Here is an 18,144-nt window from a genome sequence, read left to right on the forward strand (position 1 = left end):
GGCGGGAAGCATCCACAGCCAGCAGGAGGCGCAGGCAGAATATGTCATTCGAACACCCCAACAGCAAGGGTCAGAATATTCGCGATGTCGAGCGGGCCATCATGGCGCGTCCCACCGAGCACGACAGCCCCAACCTGGACCTGGACAGGATGGGGATGATGCTGGACCTGCTGGGCCATCCGGAGCACAGCTTCCGGGTTATCCACGTCACCGGGACCAATGGGAAGGGGTCCACGGCGCGGATGGCCGAGGCTCTGGTGCGGGCCTACGGTCTGCGCACCGGGCTCTATACCTCGCCCCACCTGGAGCGGATCAATGAGCGGATCGCCATCGACGGCCAGGAGCTCTCAGACGAGGAGTTTGTGGATCTCTACCAGCAGATCGAGGATTTCATCGCCATGGTGGACGACCGCTTCGCCCAGCAGGGCAGGGCTCCCATGAGCTTCTTCGAGGTCCTGACCGCCATGGCCGTCTGGGCCTTCGCCGACGCCCCCGTGGACGTGGCCATCGTCGAGGTGGGGATGGGCGGCCGTTGGGATGCCACCAACGTCCTCGATGGCGATGCCGCCATCATCGGACCGGTGGACATGGACCACATGCAGTGGCTGGGGGATACGGTCGAGCAGATAGCAGGGGAGAAGGCCGGGATCATCAAGCCCAAGTCCACGGTCATCGTCGGGGCCCAGCCTCATGAGGAAGCCGTCATGCCCATCATCGAGCAGGCCGTGCGCGAGCAGGGCGCCCCCACCCTTTTAAGGGATGGCAACGAGCTGGAGGTGGTCTCCCGCATGCCCGCAGTGGGCGGCCAGGTGGCTACGCTGCGCACGCCGCAGGGGCTCTACAAGGATGTGCCCATCGATAAGTTCGGGGAGCACCAGGCCCACAACGCCCTGGCGGCCCTGGCAGCGGCTGAGACGGTCATCCCCGTCAACGGGGCCCTGGACCAGGATCTGGTGGCCGAGGCTTTGAGCCAGGTGCGCATCCCCGGACGGATCGAGCAGGTGCGCACCTCGCCCACCATCATCATCGACGGCGGGCACAACCTGAACGCGGCCCAGTCCCTGCGCTCGGCCATCGAGGAGAACTACGACTTCAAGCAGCTGGTGGGTGTGATTTCCATGATGGCCGACAAGCAGGTGGAGGACTATCTGGGCCTGTTGGAACCCGTGCTGGACAGCGTCGTGGTCACCGAGAACTCCTGGAAGGGCCGGGTCATGCCGGCCGAGGATCTGGAACGGGTCGCCGTGCGGGTCTTCGGGCCCGACAGGGTGGTCCGGCGCGACCGGATGCCCGATGCCATCCAGACCGCCGTCGACATGGTCGACAGCGAGGATCAGACCGGGGTGGGCTATGGCCGCGGCGTGCTGATCTGCGGCAGCTTCGTCACCGCCGGCGACGCCCGCACACTGCTGGCCGAGCGTCCCAATCCCGATCTGGCCAAACCTAAGGCGGAGCGCGCCTGATGTATCTCAAGGAGCTGACCCTCAAGGGCTTCAAGTCCTTCGCCTCGGCCACCACTCTGCGCTTCGAGCCGGGCATCACCGCTGTGGTGGGCCCCAACGGATCAGGCAAATCCAACATCGTCGACGCCCTGGCCTGGGTCATGGGCGAGCAGGGGGCCAAGAGCCTGCGCGGCGGATCCATGGAGGACGTGATTTTCGCCGGCACCTCCTCGAGGCCGCCACTGGGCCGGGCTCAGGTCACCCTGACCATCGACAACACCGACCGGACCTTGGACATCGACTATACCGAGGTCACCATCAGCCGGACCATCTACCGCAACGGCGGGTCCGAGTATGCCATCAACGGGTCCGACTGCCGCCTGCTGGACATCCAGGAGCTGCTCAGCGACACCGGGCTGGGCCAGCAGATGCACGTGATCGTCGGTCAGGGTCGGCTGGATGCCATCCTGCGGGCTGATCCGGCCGGTCATCGGGCCTTCATCGAGGAGGCGGCCGGCATCCTCAAGCACCGCAAGCGCAAGGAGCGGGCCCTGCACAAACTGGCCAACACCGAGGCCAACCTGTCCCGCCTGGATGACCTGATCGGCGAGATTCATCGGCAGCTGGGGCCTCTGGGCCGCCAGGCCAAGGTCTCCCGCCGAGCCGACATGATTCAGGTCAGCCTGCGGGACGCCCAGGCACGCATCCATGCCGACGACGCCCTGACCTCGCAGAGGAAGCTGGAGGATCTGCGTTCGCGGATGGCAGAGACTCGGGGGCTACTGGCCAGCGGGCAGGAGGATCTGACCAGGGTCAAGCTGCGCATCGAACAGCTGGAGGGGCTGGACCGACAGTCCAGTCCGGCCCTGGAGGCCGTCAACCAGCAGTGGAACGACCTGACCAAGCTGGGTGAGCGGGCCGGGTCCCTGGCATCCTTGGCCAGGGAGCGCAGCCGTTCGCTGGAGGCCGGCATGGTGGCCGACCAGGGGCATGATCCCGGGGTGCTCAGGCGGCGGGCCGAGGAACTCAAGGGCCAGGCCGACCAGGAGGAGGGCCAGGTCGGAGCCGACCGGATCGCCCTCGATGGCTGTGTCCAAGCCCGTGCGGATCTGGAGCGGCGGCTGGCCGCCCACCGGCAGACCATGACCGAGCTGCGGCAGGCGGCCAGAAAGCGGCAGGCTCGGCTGGGCGACCTGGCGCAGTTGGTGGCCAAGGAGGAATCGGCCCTGGAACTTTCCAGGCAGCGCGAGCGTGACCTGACCCGTCAGCAGGATCAGGTCAAGGAGAGCCTGGAGCGAGCCAGGAGCCGGGTGCGGGATCTGGACAGCCAGGAGGAAGGTCCCGACCAGGACGGCAGACAAGCCTTGGACCAGGCAAGTCAGGTCAGGGACCAGGCCCGCAGCAGGCTCAACGACCTCCAGGAGCGCGAACGTCGAATCCAGTCCGATGCCATATCGGCCCAGGCCAAGGCCGATGCCCTGGCGGACACGCTGGACCATCGCGGCGCCGGCGAGGCCTTGTCCCAGGCGGGGGATCCAGCCCTGCTGGGTGTGCTGACCGACTTCGTCCGAGTGGAGGAGGGTTGGGAGGAGCCCCTGGCCCAGGCCTTGTATGACTATGCCTCGGCCCTGGTGGCCAAGGATGGCCAGGCGGTCGACCGGACCCTGGAGCGGGCCCGCCGGGATCGCCTGGGACGCGCTGCGCTGATCTCGGCATCAGGCCCGCTCAAGGGGACAGCCATAAGCTCCGGCGATGGCCCCTGGCGGTCGGCCGCCGACCTGGTGGATCTGCGGGAGCATCCTGCCGATCCTGACCAGGCCCAGGGAGTGCTGAGGGCTGTCCGCAGTCTGCTGGCCTCTACAGCCGCCGTCGATGACGCCGATCAGGCCCGCCGTGCCTTGGAGGACGGATGGCAGCAGGCGCTGACCCGCCTGGGCGACCTCTACGACCGGGTAGGTGCTGTGGGCGGATCAGCCCCGGCCACCAGCGACCTGGCGCTGACTGCGCGCAGGGATAAGGCCCTGGCGCAGGTAGAGGCCCTCCAGGATGAATCCCGAACGCTGCAACCGCAGATGGATGCGGCCCGTGCCGGCCTTGAGCAGGCTGAGCAGCGGCTGCAGGAGGCGCGCAACCAGTGCACCGAGGCCCGGGTCAAGGCCGAGCAGGCTGCTCGGGAGCTGGCAGCAGCCCGCAAGGAATCTGATCGGGCCCAGGCCGGGGTCAAGGATCTGGAGGACCGGCTGGCCCAGGTGCGTGACCAGGTGCGCACCCACGAACTCAAACTGGAAGACCTGAAAGCCGGCCTGGCCCGTGCCCAGGAGGATGGGGGGATTGATCCTGATGACCCGGAGGGCATGGAAGACCGGCAGCATGAATTGGAGACGGCCCTGGACCAGGCTCGCACCGCCGAGATGGAGGCCAAGCTGACCTGGACCGAGAGCGACCGGCGGCACGCCTCCCTGCTGCGGCAGATTGATCTGCTGCGGGATCAGGCCGACCAGGCCGAACGCCATCGTCAGCGGATAGGCGAGGAAAACCGTCGTCGCAAGGCCGGCATGGCCTCCCTGGGGCTGATCGCGCTCAGGGCCGACCTGCTGGCCCAGCTGATCAAGGGGAGGATGGAGCATGCGGCCCGTCGCAGGGATCAGCTCAGGGCCAAGGCTTCGGCCCACGACAAGGAGCTGACCGATCTGCGGGCCAGCAGGGATGCCCTGGAACCCAAGGTGGCCGGTCTGCGCCAGGATGAGCACGGTCTGGATCTGGAGCGGGAGCGCCTGGCTGGCGAAGATGGTCGCCTGCGCCAGCGCATCCAGGATGACCTGGGCATGGAGCCAGAGGAGCTGATCCGCGAGTACGGCCCCGATCGTCCGGTACCCGTCCTGGATGACGAGGGCAATCCTGTGCCTTTGGACCAGGAAGCGACGGAGGAAGACGGAGATTCATCAGCCTTCAAAACAGTGCCCTACCAGCGCGGGGAGCAGGAGAAGCGGCTGGCCAAGGCCAAGCGGGACCTGGCTGCCCTGGGCAAGGTCAACCCACTGGCCACCGAGGAATACGAGGCCCTGGAGTCCCGCAACCGCTACCTGCACGAGCAGCGTCAGGATGTGATCGGGTCCCGGGACGATCTGATGGCCCTGGTCAAGGATCTTGATTCGACCATGGTCACGGTCTTCAAGGAGGCCTTCGACGACACTGCCCAAGCCTTCGGACGCATCTTCGCCACCCTCTTCCCCGGCGGGCGCGGACGGCTGCGGCTGGAGGATCCGGATGACCTGCTGACCACAGGCGTTCTGGTCGAGGCCAGCCCGGCCGGCAAGAAGGTCCGCCGGCTCTCCCTGCTCTCGGGTGGGGAGCGGTCGCTGACGGCCCTGGCCCTGCTCCTGGCCATCTTCACGGCCCGGCCCAGCCCCTTCTATGTCATGGACGAGGTCGAGGCCGCCCTGGACGATGTGAACCTGACCAGGCTGCTCAAGGCCTTCGAACAGCTTCGGGAGCATGCCCAGCTGATCATCATCACTCACCAGCAGCGGACCATGGGCATCGCCGATGCCCTCTACGGGGTCACCATGCGTGGGGACGGGGTGACGGCCGTCATCTCCCAGCGGCTGAAGGATCCGAAGGATCCGAATCGTTGCGGTCGCGAAGAGCCCGAGCCCGAGCAAGGGTGACCTCTGCCAGAACGGCCTGGGAGTCCACAATGGGCAGCTGCGGCATGGGGTAGGCCTCGTTGAGCACTGAGAGCTCGGTGCAGCCCAGCAGGACCGAGTCACAGCGGTAGTCCTTCAGGAAGGCATCGAGAACGCCCAAGTAGCGGTCCTTGTCCAATCGCCCTTCCTTGACATCGTCGTAGATCAGCGCGCTCACCCGGTCCTGCAGGGCCTGGTCCGGGTCCACCAGCTGGTAGCCGGCGCTGTCGGCCGGGCCCTGGTAGATGGCGGCATGGCGGGACCCCTCGGTGCCCATGTACCCCATGCGCGGATGGGATTTCGCCGGATAGTGCCGGTCAGCCCAGTCGATGGTGGCCTGGGGCATGTCCAAAATAGGAACAGGGGTCAGGGCCTGGAGCCTGGGCAGAATCTGATGGGCGGTGTTGCAGGCCATGACCATGAAGGAGGCGCCCATGGCTGTGGCCTGGCGCACATCCTCGGCCAGGTAGGGGAAGGGGTCATTCTTGCTGCGGCCCAGGATGAATTCGGTGCGGTCGGGCACGGTGGCGTGGTTGAAGACCACATAGTCCAGAAAGTCCTGGTCTCTGTGCGCCCCGGTCATCCGGTCCAGCACCCGCACGAAGCTTTCGGTGGCCAGTGTGCCCATGCCGCCCAGGACGACGAAGAAGTTCCTCATGCCAGTGTCCTCTTGTCACGGAAGTAGCGCCGGTAACGACGCCGATAGATGGAAAACATGTGTCGGATCAGCAGCCAGCGCTTGAAGTTGCGGTCCTTGCCGTACTCCAGAGTGGTGCCCCAGTCTCCGCGGCGAATCATGGCCATGGCCTGTCGCTTGTCCTCGGATTCGGCGCAGTATTTGCGGAAGATGTCCTTGGGGATCTCCATCCAGAGGCGGTGCCCCCGGCCGAAGACGGTGCGTCCGTTGAAGGGGGTGTCCAGGACCAGGTCGTCCACGAAGCAGCGGGCCAGGTTGAAGCCGTTCAGGGTGACCACGTAGCTGCTGCGGCCCTGGCGCAGATTGATCTCGAAGAGCTTGTAGACGCCGTCGCGCGGATCGTACTTCATGTCGAAGTTGGCCACACCGCTGTAGTCGATGTCCTCAAGGAAGGCCTTGATCCGGTCGAAGATGTCCTGGTTGTAGTCGGGCATAATGGCCGCGTAGTTGCCCACGGCCTCTGGGGTGGGGTCCTCCAGCAGCGGGTGTCCCAGGAACATCATGCGCACCCGGTGGTGGCGGTCCACATAGGCGTTGAGCACCCTCATGTTGTCATCGCCCCCGGGCACGAAGTCCTGGATGACCATCTGCGAGGTGTACCCGGCCTGGTAGGACCTGCGGATCATGGTGTCCAGCTCCTCAGGGTTGCTGAAGATGAAGGCCTTCTTCCTCCCGGGGAAGTCGATGCCCAGCCACTCGTCGCTGTCGGCGGGCTTCATGGCCACCGGGTAGTCGAAGGGCAGGTTGCGGTGGCGACCAGCTTTCACATCGTCGGCATCCACCGAGACGGTCTGCGGATGGGGCAGGTCATAGCGGTCGCAGAGTTCGTAGAAGGAGGACTTGAGCGAGAGGGCGCGGTTGAGCTTGGCATCGATGGCGTTGAAGACGAACCGTTCGCGCAGGGGATCGCCGAACGCGTCCAGCAGGTTGGCGTAGGTGTCCCCGCAGGGCAGCAGGAGCAGGGTGGCTCCTGGGTGGTCCCGGTGATAGGCGTCGGCCCAGTCGTTCAGGGCCGGCACAAAGACCTTGGGATTGGCGAAATCCGGCACCAGGTGCACGTCGATGATCCTGCTGTACTTGGTGGGGGAGAGCTGCTGGTGGGCGAAGGCGGTGGAGACCAGTCCATAGGCCTCATGAAAGGCGCGCGCCATGCCGTAGGCGTTGATGTCGCTGCCCAGTATGACCGGTTGGAATTCTTGCATCTGTATGAAACCACCTACCATGTGCTCGTGCGCCCCGCCCTGCCGCGGGGCATTCGGCTTTCCATCTTAGGGTCCTGTCAGGATCGTCATCCCTGGGCTGCGCCGGTGGCTCCCAGGTCGTAGCTTTCGGTGCCCAGCAGGCGCGCCACTACGTGGTCATCGCCCTCATAGGGCACGTGGCCGCTGTCCCTCTTGAACCAACGTTCCTCACCCTTGCCGATGACCAGAGTGACACGCAGACGGTCCCCTGGCCGGCCCGGATCTCCCAAGGCCTGCTGGATGGCCTGGACCCTGTCCGGCTCGATGCGGACATCCAGGTCTGGGTTGGTCACGAAGCCCAGCATCTGCCGGTCCACCTGGTCCGCGCTCTCCCCCTCCTCGTCGTCGGCGGTCAGGATCAGCCGGTCGACGCGGTCCTGGGCGGCGCTGACGATGCCCTCCCTGCGGTCGATGGCCTTGCCGCCAGCGGAACCGGAGACCAGGGTAATCAGGGGTTTGCGCTTTCCGTAGCGCTCGTCCACAAAATCCAGCAGGGCGGTGACCGAGGCCTTGTTGTGGGCGTAGTCGACATAGACCACTCGGTTGTCGGCCTTGAAGCGTTCCATCCTGCCGGCGATCCTGACGCTCTCCATGGCCCGGACTGCGGCGGCATCGGGCTCCAGGCCCAGACGGGTCAGCATGGCCAGGGCAGCGGCCGCGTTCAGAGCGTTGAAATCCCCGTCCATGGACAGGCTGACCGGCCTCGTGGCTCCGCCGGAGGGTCCTATCAAGTAGTCGTCGCCCTGGCCGGGAGCCTTGCGAACCAGGAAATCGGCCTGCCCGGTTCCATCGCCGAATGTGGTCACCGGAACGTTGGCGGCGCGGGCATCCTGACGGATCAGATCGGCTCCGCGCGCATCGGCTCCCAGAACCAGCTGCCGGCTGTTGTAGGTTATGCGGCGCTTGCAGTAGAAGTAATCCTCGAAGCTGGGGTGTTCGATGGGGCTGATGTGGTCGGGGGAGATGTTCAGGAATGCCCCCAGGTCGAATGTCAGCCCGTAGACACGGTCCACCTTGTAGGCCTGGGAGGAGACCTCCATGACCAGGTAGCGCATGCCGGCGTCTGCCGCCTGGCGCATCATCCGAAAGAGATCCAGCGATTCGGGTGTGGTGAGCTGGGACTCCTGGTAATGGCGACCGTCCAGGCAGTTGTCCACTGAGGAGAGCAGGGCCGCTCGACCTCCGGAGATCCTGGACAGCATGGCATGCAGGAAGTAAGCGGTGGTGGTCTTGCCCTTGGTCCCGGTGATTCCCACCAGCGTCAGCTGCTCCTGGGGATGCCCGTAAAAAGCAGCGGCCAGCAGGCTCATGGACTTGCGCACGTCGTTGACGATGATCCCCGGGGCCTTGGTGTGGGCGGACAGATCCTGCTGGGCCACGTAGGCCTGTGGTCCCTCGGGGTCGCACGCATCCAGATATTCAGGCAGGAAGCGGCCCTTGCAGAAGAGCAGACTGCCGGGTCCTGCCTGGCGGGTGTCGTAGGTGATGTCGGTGAAGGGCTTGGATGACTGGGTGTCTTCTGGAGTATTCAAGGTCCACTGGTCGCCCTGGATCACCTCGCGCAGTTGATGATGTTTGCGCAGCAGCTCCAGAGTCGAAGCCATCGTCAGCGCCATGCCGGCTTCCCCCTTGTCTGTAGGTTCGTCACTTCAATCGTTCCCGTCCCGATTGGGGACCCCGATCGAGACCAGATACAAGTCTAAACCGCCTCTGGGCCAGGGCAGGGGAATCCGACGACCCCTTGACTGAATGGGCAAAAAGCAGGTAGCGGATCGGCCTGGGAGCTGGGCTTCAGAGCCAGGAGTCGGTGACTGGACGGCGCCCCTGGGAGATCAGGTGCTGGTTGAACTGTTCCCGCCACCTGGCCTGCGCCTGCCGCTGCCAGTCCATAAGGGAATCCATGGTGATTCGGGCCACCTGGGGGAAGAGGGTGGTCATGGGCTTGATCAGGTCCACGGCAGCCACCGTATCGGCCGTGGCATTGTGGAAGTTGCCATGGGGGATGACGCCGTAGTACTCGCTGGTCAGCCCCAGGGTGCGGCGGCCCGACCGGTGGGAGATCTCCCTGTCCAGGACCAGAGGGTCCACTACCAGCAGATCCCTCTCGCTCAGCGGCTTGACTGACTGCGCGCACCAGTGGGCGATGTCCCCATCCAGCATCTGCACGTCAAAGGGGGCGTTGTAGGCCAGCAGGGGGATGCGCTTGTCCTGGGCGCGGGCAATGAACCCGGCCATCTGCTCGGTGGCCAGCTCAGGTTCCATGCCCTCGGTGGCCAGCTGCTCATCGGTGAACCCGTTGACCCGGCTGGCCCCCTTGCTGATATGCCGGTGCGGATTGACTATCCAGGTGGCTACGACATCCGCTGCGTAGCCCTTGGTCGGGTCGCGCAGAACCAGGCTGGCCGAAACAATGCCGTCCTTGCCTGGCTTGGTGCCCGTGGTTTCGGTGTCGAACCCCAGAAGCCAGGAGTCCCCAAGGCGAGTCGACCCCTCCTGCTGCGGGGCGGACGCGAGCGCCTGCTCCATGCTTGTGTACTCGGTGTTTTCCATAAGCGTGATTTCTCCTTCGTCATTATGGTAACCGAGGACCGACCGGCCCGCGACCGGGTCGAAACCGCCACGGGCGAGGGGGGATGGCACAATAGGGGTTGTGGCAGATACCAGCGAACTCGAAAGCAGAAAACGTCAATTCGAGGCCCTGGCCATGCCTGCGGTGGATGTGCTCTACCGCCAGGCCATGCGCCTGACCAACAACCCGGAGGACGCCCAGGATCTGGTCCAGGACACTTTCGAGCGCGGATTCAAGGCTTTCGACCGCTTCCAGCCCGGCAGCAACTTCGAGGCCTGGATGACCACCATCGAACGCAATGCCTACTTCAACCAATACCATAAGGCCAAGCGGCGTCCGCAAAGGGCCAACGACTCGACGGGCGAGTACAACGACTGGGACATCTACTCGGCTTCGGAGCACGGGTCCGAGGGGCTCAAATCCGCCGAGCAGGAGTACATGGAGACCTTTGCCCCCGAGGAGATCATGGCAGCCCTGGACCGGCTCAGCCCGGAACGCCGACGGGTCTTCATCGATGCTGCCATCGACGGCAAGAGCTATCAGCAGGTGGCCGACGAGGAGGGCATCAAGATCGGCACGGTCATGAGCCGGCTGAATCGTGCGCGCTCGCAGTTGCGCCAGGAGCTGGAGCGCTATGCCCAGGAGCGCGGCTACCAGCAGGAGCGTGAGGCTGCAGGCAAGCCCTCAGCGGAACACCATGGCACTGGTGCTGCCGGGCCTAGTATAAAAAAAGAGATCAGCAACAAGGGGCATTGAGGGCCCCCGAAGATCGGGTATCAGGAAGCGGGCAGGAGCATGGACGGACGCGTGGAGATGAGTCACTACGCCTACGATGACGGCGGCTCTGTCAGGGTGACCCACACCAGCCTGCGCATCTACCGGGATGCTTCCTGCGTTGATCCCAGCGACTGCTTCGATCCGGAATCCTGCTGCGACGAGCGTGAGCGCATGGTCATCGAGGAGCTGCGCCGGTATCTGCGCCCCGAATGCGCACCGGACTGTCTGCTGGATCGGCTCAGGCACATGTTCGATCAGATGGATGAACTGGAGCAGGGAACCCCGGATCGCGCTACGGACAAGTAGATAAGGTCAAGCAGATCCAGCCTGTTTCTTGGCAGAGGATCGCTTCTGTCCGGCTATTCAGGCTATTGCACAGATCATGGTCATGCGAATGCAGCCATGGTTTTTCTTTATGCATATATGCAAAACCCCGGCACCGTTGGTGCCGGGGCAGACGATCAGGTGTTCGGCCTCTTGCCGTGGTTGGCGGCCTTCTTGCGGCGATCCCTGCGCTTGCGTCCGCGCATGCCCATGATTGGACTCCTTTGCTACTGATGAACCTATAAGCCTTGCCGATTATCGCACACCGGGGTGACCTTTGTCGACCGGACGGTCCGCTCAGAGCTGTTGTGCCCGGTAGCCCACCTGGGTGGTGTAGACGGCGGCAGGCTGCAGAATGACCAGGTTCCGGCCGGTTCTGAAGGCGTTGGCGTAGGCGGTCATGGGCTCCACGGCAACGCCGGCCGGGCGCATGCCTGCGTCGAAGCCGGTCCCGGTGCAGACCTGCCAGGAGGTGATGGTCTCATCGCCCCAGAGCTGAATGCGGATGCCGTCCGGTCTGGTGAACCAGGCCGAGCAGGTGCCGTCGTCGTCCCGCTCCACATCGGTCCATGCATCGTCGAAGGCCACATCCTCGCCCAGCACAAGGCCCTGACGCAGATCGGTCCGTCCTTGGACGGGCTCGGTGCCGGTGGGCAGCAGCCTGTCCGGGTCGACCACTACGTGGGTGCGGCAGGGGATGGACAGGGTGCAGGGGGCGTTGTCCTTCTGGATCTGGTCACCGACGCCCTGCTTGCCGTTGGACAGCCAGGGGTGGATGCCGAAGGCCCAAGGTGCGGCCTCGTCGCCCAGGTTCAGGGCCCGGGTGGTCATGGTCAGCCCCTGGTCGTCCAGGGTGTAGGTGACGGTGACCACCACGTCGAAGGGGTATCCGGCCATGTCGGGCACCCGCCAGGAGAGGCTGACGGAGTCTTCGGCAAGGGCCTGCAGGTGCCAGTAGGCGCGGTAGCCATAGCCGTGGATGGCGGTGCGCCGGTCGTGCTCGTCGATGGGCAGGGTGTAGGTGCGGCCTTGGAAGTCGTAGGTGCCGTCCTCAATCCGGTTGGGGAAGGGGACCAGCACGTTCCCGTTGCTGCAGGGTACGGTTCCATCCGGGTCGAATGAGGCCAGCAGGTCCTTTCCCTGGTATTTCAGGACGCGCAGGATGGCTCCCAGCTCGGTCACTACCGCCTCGTAGTCCCCATGACGGATGCTGTACTGCTGTCCGGTCCGGGGCACGGCCCCGCCCATCATCTCGTTCGTATGCATGCTCCCACTTCCATAGTGCCGTTGATGCTTGGTACGCCACCATCCTAGCGCCTTGGCGGTCTTGGCTTCTTGGTGAAAGAGTGGCGCATGGACTACCGGGAGCTGTTCTGGCTTTCTACCATGGTCTTGCAATCTCCGGGACCGTCCGGATTGACATCGATAAGGAGCGGCAGTGGCAGGATTTCGGACCACCGTGTGCGAACAGCCGACCCCGCAGGGGCATGGGCGGGTCATCCTGGCTGATCCGCGCGGGTTCTGCGCGGGAGTGGACCGTGCCATCCAGACCGTGCAGACCATCCTGGATGCGGACAACCCCCACCAGGGGCTGCCGCCGGTCTATGTGCGCCGGCAAATAGTCCACAACCGGCATGTGGTCGAGGATCTAGCCCAGCGGGGAGCTGTCTTCGTGGACGAGCTGGATCAGATTCCTGACCAGGCCGTTCGTGCCGGGGTTCCTGTGGTCTTCTCGGCCCATGGCATCGCCCCCTCGGTCGTCAAGGAGGCCCAGCGGCGGGGAATGCGCGTGGTCGATGCCTCATGCCCCCTGGTCAGCAAGGTCCACCGGGAGGTCCAGCGCTTCGTTCGAGACGGCTACCGGATCATTTACATAGGCCACCGGGGGCACGACGAGGCTGTGGGTGTCATGGGGGAGGCCCCGGACCGGGTTCATCTGGTGGAGCATGAGGCCGATATTGAGACCTTGGATTTTGGACCCGACACGCCCTTGGTCATGCTGACCCAAACCACCCTGAGCCTGGATGAGACCGCCGACCTGGCTGCGGCCCTGCGTCGACGCTTCCCCTGGATAGAGGAGCCGCCAGGCTCAGACATCTGCTATGCCACCCAGAACAGGCAACAGGCGGTCAAGCTGGTGGCCGGTCAGGCGGACTGCATGATTGTGGTGGGGTCGGCCAACTCCTCCAATTCGGTGCGTCTGGTCGAGGTGGCCCGTCAGGCCCTGGATGAGCGCTTTCCCGGTCAGGGTGAGCAGAGGGCCCACCGGGTCGACGATGCGGGCGAGCTGGATCCCGTCTGGCTGCAGGGCATGGATTCGGTAGGGCTCACCTCGGGTGCTTCGGTTCCCGAAGACCTGGTTCAGGGGGTGCTGGAGACCCTGGCCTCCCGAGGGTTCACCCAGGTGACCCGGGCCCGGGCGGTTGACGAGCACATGCACTTCGTGCTGCCTGCGGCCCTGCGCTCCGCACGGTCATCCAGGAAGCTTCCACAGCCGCAGGGCTGAGCTTCCAAGGCTAAGATCCCTCAGTCGGTGGCCAGCGGGGCGGTCTTGGCCTTGAGAACACGGATCAGATCCCGCGGGTCCAGACCCAGGCTGATCCCGCGCTTGCCGCCGGAGACCATGATGGTGTCGAATTCCAGGGCGCCCTGGTCCAGTACGGTCAGGTGCTGGGTGCGCTGGCCGAAGGGTGAGATGCCGCCCAGGACATATCCGCTCTCCCGCTCGGCCTCGGCCTTGTCGGCCATGCGGGCCTTCTTGGCGCCCACGGCCGCCGCCAGGTGTTTGAGGTTCAGGTGGCCGGTCACCGGCACAATGCCGATGACCCGTTCCTTGCCCGTGTCGGCCATCAGGGTCTTGTAGACCGTGCGCGGGTCCAGGCCCAGCTTTTTGGCGGCCTCGATGCCGTACCCCTGGTCCATGTGGTCGGCATTGTGCTGATACTCGTGGATGGTGAAGGGAACTCCCAGACGCTCCAGCTGGGCCATGGCCGGGGTCGCGGCATCCGAGTCCGCCCGCTTCTTCTTGCTCATGACTCCATGCTAAGGTACTGACCGTTTTGGTAAGCTGAGGGGTGTCTTTGGCGCCATTGCGCGGAAAGGGTGGTCCATGACCGCTGTCAATGCCTGGCTGCTCGATGCGGTGACGGGCGGCTGGGGGCTGGCCGTGCTCTTCCTGGCCGCCTTTTTGGATGCGTTGATCATTCCCATACCCACGGAGCTCATGGTCCTGGCTACGGCTTCGGCCTTTCGGGCCTCGGGACGACCCCTGCCTGTGCTGGTCTTTCTGGTATGTTCCCTGGCCTTCGCAGGCGGCGATGCCTGTACTTATGGGCTGGGGAGGATGGTTCCGCTGAATCGTCTGGCTGTCTTTCGTGGTGCCGCAGGCAAGGCGGTGACCTCATGGGCCCATAGGGCCCTGCTGCAGGGAGGCGGATTCTTCACGCTGGCCTCACGCTTCGTGCCCTCGGGCAGGACCGTGGTCAATCTGACGGCCGGCGCGGCGCGGTACCCGCTGAACCGTTACCTGCCCCTGGCTGCCCTGGCCGGTCTGCTCTGGTCCATCTACATGTGGACCCTGGGGTATCTGGCCGCCTCATGGCTGGAAAACAACCCTCTGGCGGTCATGGCCTTCGGCTTTCTGGCGGGCATGGTCGTCGGCCTGGTCTGCGACCTGGCCATGCGGGCGCTCACCCGGAGGCGCTGATTACAAACAAGGAGCCCGCCCCCCGTAGGGAACGGACCCCGAAATCGTTATGGCCGGAAGAACCGGCCGGATGCTCAGTCGCCCAGCTTGGCGAAGTAGAGCAGGGTGCGGATCATGTTGCTGGTGAATCCGTACTCGTTGTCGTAGAAGGCAACGGTGCGGACCAGCTGGTCGTCACCGTGGGTGTTGACATCGGTCTGGGTGGGGTCGAAGACACCGCCGTGGGTGTCACCGATCACGTCGGAGGAGACGATGCCCTCGTCGTTGTAGCCGTAGTAGTCCTTGCCCTCGAAGGCCTTCTTGGCGGCGTCGTTGATCTCGTCGACGGTGACCTTCTTGTCCAGGACGCAGGTCAGCTCGGTGACGGAGCCGGAGGGAACGGCCACGCGCTGTGCATGGCCCTGAAGCTTGCCGTCAACGGAGGGAACGACCTTGCCGATGGCCTTGGCGGCGCCGGTGGAGTGCTCGATGGTGTTGATGGCGGCGGCGCGGGTGTTGCGCGGCTTGTTGCCCTTGGGGCCGTCCAGCAGCATCTGGGAGCCGGTGTAGGCGTGGATGGTGGTCATGTAGCCGATGCGGATGCCGAAGTTGTCATCCAGCATCTTGACCATGGCGGCCAGGGAGCCGGTGGTGCAGGATCCGGCGGAGATGATCTTGTCGGAGGACTTCAGGGTCTCCTCGTTGACGCCGTAGACCACGGTGGGCGTGGTGTCGTCCTTGGCGGGGGCGGAGATCAGAACCTTCTTGGCTCCGGCGTTCAGGTGGGCCTGGGACTTCTCGGCCGAGGTGTAGAAGCCGGTGCACTCCAGCACATAGTCCACGCCGTCGTTCTTGACCCAGGGGATGTTGTTGGCGTCCTTCTCGGCATAGACCGGGTACTCCTTGCCGTCCACCACGATGGCGGTGTCGGTGGAGGTGACGGAGACAGGGGTGCCGTCGTCGTGACGGAAGGTGCCCTGGGTGCTGTCGTACTTGAGCAGATAGGCCAGAATGGCCGGGGTGGTCAGATCGTTGATGGCGGCAACCTCGATGTTGGAGGCGTCGCCGCCACGGGCCTGGAGCTCAAAGATGCGCCGGAAGGCCAGACGACCGATACGTCCGAATCCGTTGATGCCAATCTTTACTGTCATTCAATTCTCCCTTGGAGATTGGCCGTATACAGCACAAAAATTACCGGACCGTATATGGCCGATTACTGATAACATCTCATAGTTTATAGAACCCTGTGTACTTATAGCAAGCGATAACGCGGGTTCTGCCAAGGAAAAAACGAACAAAAAAATTGGTAGGTTTTGTTGTTTGTTTGCGCAACAAAACGATCATGAATTGTGAGAATTTTCGTTCGTATCGGCCAGCCAATCCTCCCACTGCTGCTGACGGAATCCGACCAGGACACGCCGGCCATCCAGCAGGATGGGACGCTTGACCAGCATGCCGTCGGTGGCCAGCAGCTGCAGAGCCTGCTCCGTGTCCATCTGCGGCAGACGTTTGCTTAAGCCTTGGCTGCGATAGGCCTGACCAGAGGTATTGAAGAATCGTCGAACGGGCAGTCCGCTCAGCTTCAGCCATTCGGTCAGTTCCTCCTGGGTGGGACGGTCCTCCTTGATGTCGCGCTCGGTGAAGTCCACATTATGGTCGCGCAGCCAGGTGCGGGCCTTGGCGCAGGTTGAGCAGCGGCTGTAGCAGATGAAGAGCGGGTGCTGGGCTGTAGGTGATGCTGCCATAGTTTTTCCTTTCCAAGTGGGGTTTCAAGTCAAAAAGGTGCTCAGGCCAGCCGCCGGGAGGGCCGCGTCTCCAGGGAGCCCAGGTCGGCCCTGGGCTCCAGGCTGGTGCTCCAGACCGGCTGAGGCGCCGAGGTGGGGTAGGTGACGAATACCGCTCCCTGTTTCAGACCTATGTGGGCCGGTCTGCCGGGCAGGAACTCGTTGCTGACGCCGGTCACCTCCTGGTTGGTCATGGTCATGCCATCCGTCTGGTATTTGAGGCCCTGCTCGACCACGCCCAGAGCCTGGTCGTCGGCGGCCAGGACGGAGACCATGGACCTGGGCGGGCAGTCCCAGGCGGGGAAGTCCAGGCTTCCAGGGGCAAGGGCCGTGACCAGCATCCCTTGACCCCAGAGTTCGGCCCGGCCCCCGCTGGCGGCGATCAGATGGATCAGATTCAGATTGGCCAGCGTGTGGTCCATGCGTCCGCCCAGGCCACCATATATAAGGAACCGTCGGCAACCGTGCTGCCAACCCACCTTGACCGCGGCCAGCAGGTCCGTGTCGTCCTTTTCGGCAGGCAGGACGCGGCGGGGGATGTCCGTGCGCAGCTTCCGGCTGCCGGCGGGCAGGGAATCGAAGTCGCCGACGACCAGCTCGGGCTCGTCCCCGTGCTCCAGGGCCGGCTCCAGCCCTCCGTCCGCTGCGATGACCAGGGCCTGACCGCCGCGTGCCGTCTCTTCGCCAAAGTACTGTCCTGCGCCCCAGATCCGGCAGAGCGGTGCTTGGACAGTCTCGCCCGACTGATCGTCATCCTGCATAAGAGTCTTCTTTCTGCACTCGTCCCCTGGAGGCACTTCCATCATCCCAGACCAGCCAGACCGACCAGGAAGCTCAGCCACCCCTGCACCAAGGCCATGTAGGTCAGTGTGCCGCAGGCGATGCTGACCATCATGTTCCGCCAGCGCAGGTGGATCAGGGTCGTGACCAGCAGGGCCAGGGCCTCGTAGAGCCCGTGGTCGCCTCCGGCCAGGTTGGTGTGCCGGAGCGAATAGACCACCAGCAGCCCCATGACGGCGGCGGGCAGCAGACGTCCCAGCCTGGTCACCAGGGCCGGCGGCCGACGCCCCTCCGGCCAGATGATGAAGGGCAGGAATCTGGTGGCCATGGTTCCCAGGACCACAATGCCTATGGTGATCAGTTGCTGCGCGGCGGTCATGAGGCCTCCCTCTGGCCGTGGAAGTCCAAGAGGATGAAGATGGCCAGGATGACCACCATGGACGGGATGATGAACCGATCAGGTCCGAAGACCAGCAGGCAGGCCAAGGAGGCCAGCAGACCGATCATGGCAGGCAGGCGGGCCTCGGCCTGCCGCCACTGCTCCAGAAAGAGGACCAGGAACATGGCGGTCAGCACGAAATCCAGCCCCCTGGTGTCGAAGTTGGCCAGGTTGCCCAGCACGGCGCCCAGGGTGGCACCGCCCACCCAGTAGATCTGGTCGAGCAGGGTGACGAAGAAGAGGTACCAGCCCTTGTCGGTCCCGGCCGGGTGAGGATCGGCGGACTCCAGGGCGAAGGTCTCATCGCACATGCCGAAGATCAGGTAGGGCTTCTTCCGGCCCGTCCCTCGAAAGACCGGCAGCATGGCCAGGCCGTAGAAGAGGTGGCGTGCATTGACCATCAGGGTCAGCATCAGCGCGCCCCAGGGGTTGAAGGTTGACATGAGCAGGTCCACGGTCACGAACTCCATGGACCCGGCATAGATCAGGGCGCTCATGGCCACCGGGTAGACCACCGGGAAGCCACGGCTGGTCATCAGAAAACCGTAGGAGACTCCCAGCACCAGGAATCCGGCCATGATGGGCAGGGTCCGTGGGAAGGCCGCAGCCAGGGAGCCCAGGATGGTCCCGGAGGACTCCGTGTCTTCGTCGGCCTCTTCCTGCGCTCGCAGCATGACCCGCCTCCTGACTTCGTTTGGGGAATGGTCAGCAATGATAATC

The 18,144-nt window shown here is 64.5% G+C and carries 18 protein-coding genes; 6 read left to right on the forward strand and 12 right to left on the reverse strand.

All coding sequences use genetic code 11. The annotated features are described in order from the left end of the window. Window positions 1-41 precede the first annotated feature (41 nt). Together ACUIAG_RS00695 and smc are read left to right on the forward strand one after the other, a co-directional pair. Window positions 42-1,463, forward strand: a complete 1,422-nt coding sequence (locus ACUIAG_RS00695; RefSeq protein ID WP_045924120.1) for a bifunctional folylpolyglutamate synthase/dihydrofolate synthase — start codon at window positions 42-44, stop codon at window positions 1,461-1,463. After that, complete coding sequence (smc, locus tag ACUIAG_RS00700; protein ID WP_445339839.1) at window positions 1,463-5,110, forward strand: chromosome segregation protein SMC; 3,648 nt, start codon at window positions 1,463-1,465, stop codon at window positions 5,108-5,110. Before ACUIAG_RS00695 ends, smc begins: the two co-directional genes overlap by 1 nt. On the opposite strand, the gene ACUIAG_RS00705 is transcribed toward smc, so the two are convergent. The 4 genes from ACUIAG_RS00705 to ACUIAG_RS00720 all read right to left on the reverse strand — a co-directional run bounded on the left by ACUIAG_RS00705 (window position 5,034) and on the right by ACUIAG_RS00720 (window position 9,616). Beyond that, window positions 5,034-5,786, reverse strand: a complete 753-nt coding sequence (locus ACUIAG_RS00705) for an aspartate/glutamate racemase family protein (protein ID WP_445339840.1) — start codon at window positions 5,784-5,786, stop codon at window positions 5,034-5,036. The two genes, smc and ACUIAG_RS00705, sit on opposite strands and share 77 nt — an antisense overlap. Beyond that, window positions 5,783-7,027, reverse strand: coding sequence for a carboxylate--amine ligase (locus tag ACUIAG_RS00710; protein WP_445339841.1), 1,245 nt, complete (start codon window positions 7,025-7,027; stop codon window positions 5,783-5,785). The genes ACUIAG_RS00705 and ACUIAG_RS00710 overlap by 4 nt, the downstream gene beginning before the upstream one ends. An 86-nt stretch (window positions 7,028-7,113) precedes the next feature. Beyond that, the gene (locus ACUIAG_RS00715; RefSeq protein ID WP_445339842.1) at window positions 7,114-8,682 is read right to left on the reverse strand and encodes a Mur ligase family protein; all 1,569 of its coding nucleotides are present in this window, start codon (window positions 8,680-8,682) and stop codon (window positions 7,114-7,116) included. A 175-nt stretch (window positions 8,683-8,857) separates the two neighbouring features. After that, on the reverse strand, window positions 8,858-9,616 hold the full coding sequence (locus tag ACUIAG_RS00720) for an exonuclease domain-containing protein (RefSeq protein ID WP_445339843.1): 759 nt from the start codon (window positions 9,614-9,616) through the stop codon (window positions 8,858-8,860). Between the two features lie 154 nt (window positions 9,617-9,770). Here ACUIAG_RS00720 and ACUIAG_RS00725 point away from each other — a divergent pair, with 154 nt between their 5' ends. Next, the gene (locus ACUIAG_RS00725) at window positions 9,771-10,391 is read left to right on the forward strand and encodes a sigma-70 family RNA polymerase sigma factor (RefSeq protein WP_313837041.1); all 621 of its coding nucleotides are present in this window, start codon (window positions 9,771-9,773) and stop codon (window positions 10,389-10,391) included. Window positions 10,392-10,430: 39 nt separating this feature from the next. Next, window positions 10,431-10,718 carry a hypothetical protein gene (locus tag ACUIAG_RS00730; RefSeq protein WP_313836971.1) on the forward strand — a complete coding sequence of 96 codons (288 nt, stop codon included), beginning with the start codon at window positions 10,431-10,433 and terminating at the stop codon, window positions 10,716-10,718. A 155-nt stretch (window positions 10,719-10,873) separates the two neighbouring features. On the opposite strand, the gene ACUIAG_RS00735 is transcribed toward ACUIAG_RS00730, so the two are convergent. After that, window positions 10,874-10,948 (reverse strand): 50S ribosomal protein bL37, encoded by a 75-nt coding sequence (locus ACUIAG_RS00735; protein WP_099327425.1) that lies wholly within the window; start codon window positions 10,946-10,948, stop codon window positions 10,874-10,876. 85 nt (window positions 10,949-11,033) lie between these two features. Further along, a complete protein-coding gene (locus tag ACUIAG_RS00740; protein ID WP_445339844.1) occupies window positions 11,034-12,002 on the reverse strand; it encodes an aldose 1-epimerase family protein in 969 nt (322 codons plus the stop codon). A gap of 172 nt (window positions 12,003-12,174) precedes the next feature. Here ACUIAG_RS00740 and ACUIAG_RS00745 point away from each other — a divergent pair, with 172 nt between their 5' ends. After that, the gene (locus ACUIAG_RS00745; RefSeq protein WP_445339845.1) at window positions 12,175-13,242 is read left to right on the forward strand and encodes a 4-hydroxy-3-methylbut-2-enyl diphosphate reductase; all 1,068 of its coding nucleotides are present in this window, start codon (window positions 12,175-12,177) and stop codon (window positions 13,240-13,242) included. A gap of 20 nt (window positions 13,243-13,262) precedes the next feature. Here the strand turns inward: ACUIAG_RS00745 and ybaK are convergent, their stop codons facing one another. After that, complete coding sequence (gene ybaK / locus ACUIAG_RS00750; protein WP_445339846.1) at window positions 13,263-13,769, reverse strand: Cys-tRNA(Pro) deacylase; 507 nt, start codon at window positions 13,767-13,769, stop codon at window positions 13,263-13,265. Between the two features lie 76 nt (window positions 13,770-13,845). Here ybaK and ACUIAG_RS00755 point away from each other — a divergent pair, with 76 nt between their 5' ends. After that, complete coding sequence (locus ACUIAG_RS00755) at window positions 13,846-14,442, forward strand: DedA family protein (protein WP_445339847.1); 597 nt, start codon at window positions 13,846-13,848, stop codon at window positions 14,440-14,442. A gap of 74 nt (window positions 14,443-14,516) precedes the next feature. Here ACUIAG_RS00755 and gap read toward each other — a convergent pair whose 3' ends face one another. From gap to ACUIAG_RS00780, 5 genes are all read right to left on the reverse strand, one after another. Next, window positions 14,517-15,572, reverse strand: coding sequence for a type I glyceraldehyde-3-phosphate dehydrogenase (gene gap, locus ACUIAG_RS00760; RefSeq protein ID WP_313836979.1), 1,056 nt, complete (start codon window positions 15,570-15,572; stop codon window positions 14,517-14,519). Between the two features lie 189 nt (window positions 15,573-15,761). Beyond that, window positions 15,762-16,166, reverse strand: coding sequence for an arsenate reductase family protein (locus ACUIAG_RS00765; RefSeq protein WP_445339848.1), 405 nt, complete (start codon window positions 16,164-16,166; stop codon window positions 15,762-15,764). A gap of 41 nt (window positions 16,167-16,207) precedes the next feature. Then, window positions 16,208-16,966 carry a thiamine diphosphokinase gene (locus tag ACUIAG_RS00770; protein ID WP_445339849.1) on the reverse strand — a complete coding sequence of 253 codons (759 nt, stop codon included), beginning with the start codon at window positions 16,964-16,966 and terminating at the stop codon, window positions 16,208-16,210. A gap of 41 nt (window positions 16,967-17,007) precedes the next feature. Next, window positions 17,008-17,364, reverse strand: coding sequence for a branched-chain amino acid transporter permease (locus ACUIAG_RS00775; RefSeq protein ID WP_445339850.1), 357 nt, complete (start codon window positions 17,362-17,364; stop codon window positions 17,008-17,010). After that, window positions 17,361-18,098 carry an AzlC family ABC transporter permease gene (locus tag ACUIAG_RS00780; protein ID WP_445339851.1) on the reverse strand — a complete coding sequence of 246 codons (738 nt, stop codon included), beginning with the start codon at window positions 18,096-18,098 and terminating at the stop codon, window positions 17,361-17,363. The genes ACUIAG_RS00775 and ACUIAG_RS00780 overlap by 4 nt, the downstream gene beginning before the upstream one ends. Between the last annotated feature and the right edge of the window lie 46 nt (window positions 18,099-18,144).

It is taken from the genome of Bifidobacterium sp. ESL0825, assembly GCF_052606465.1.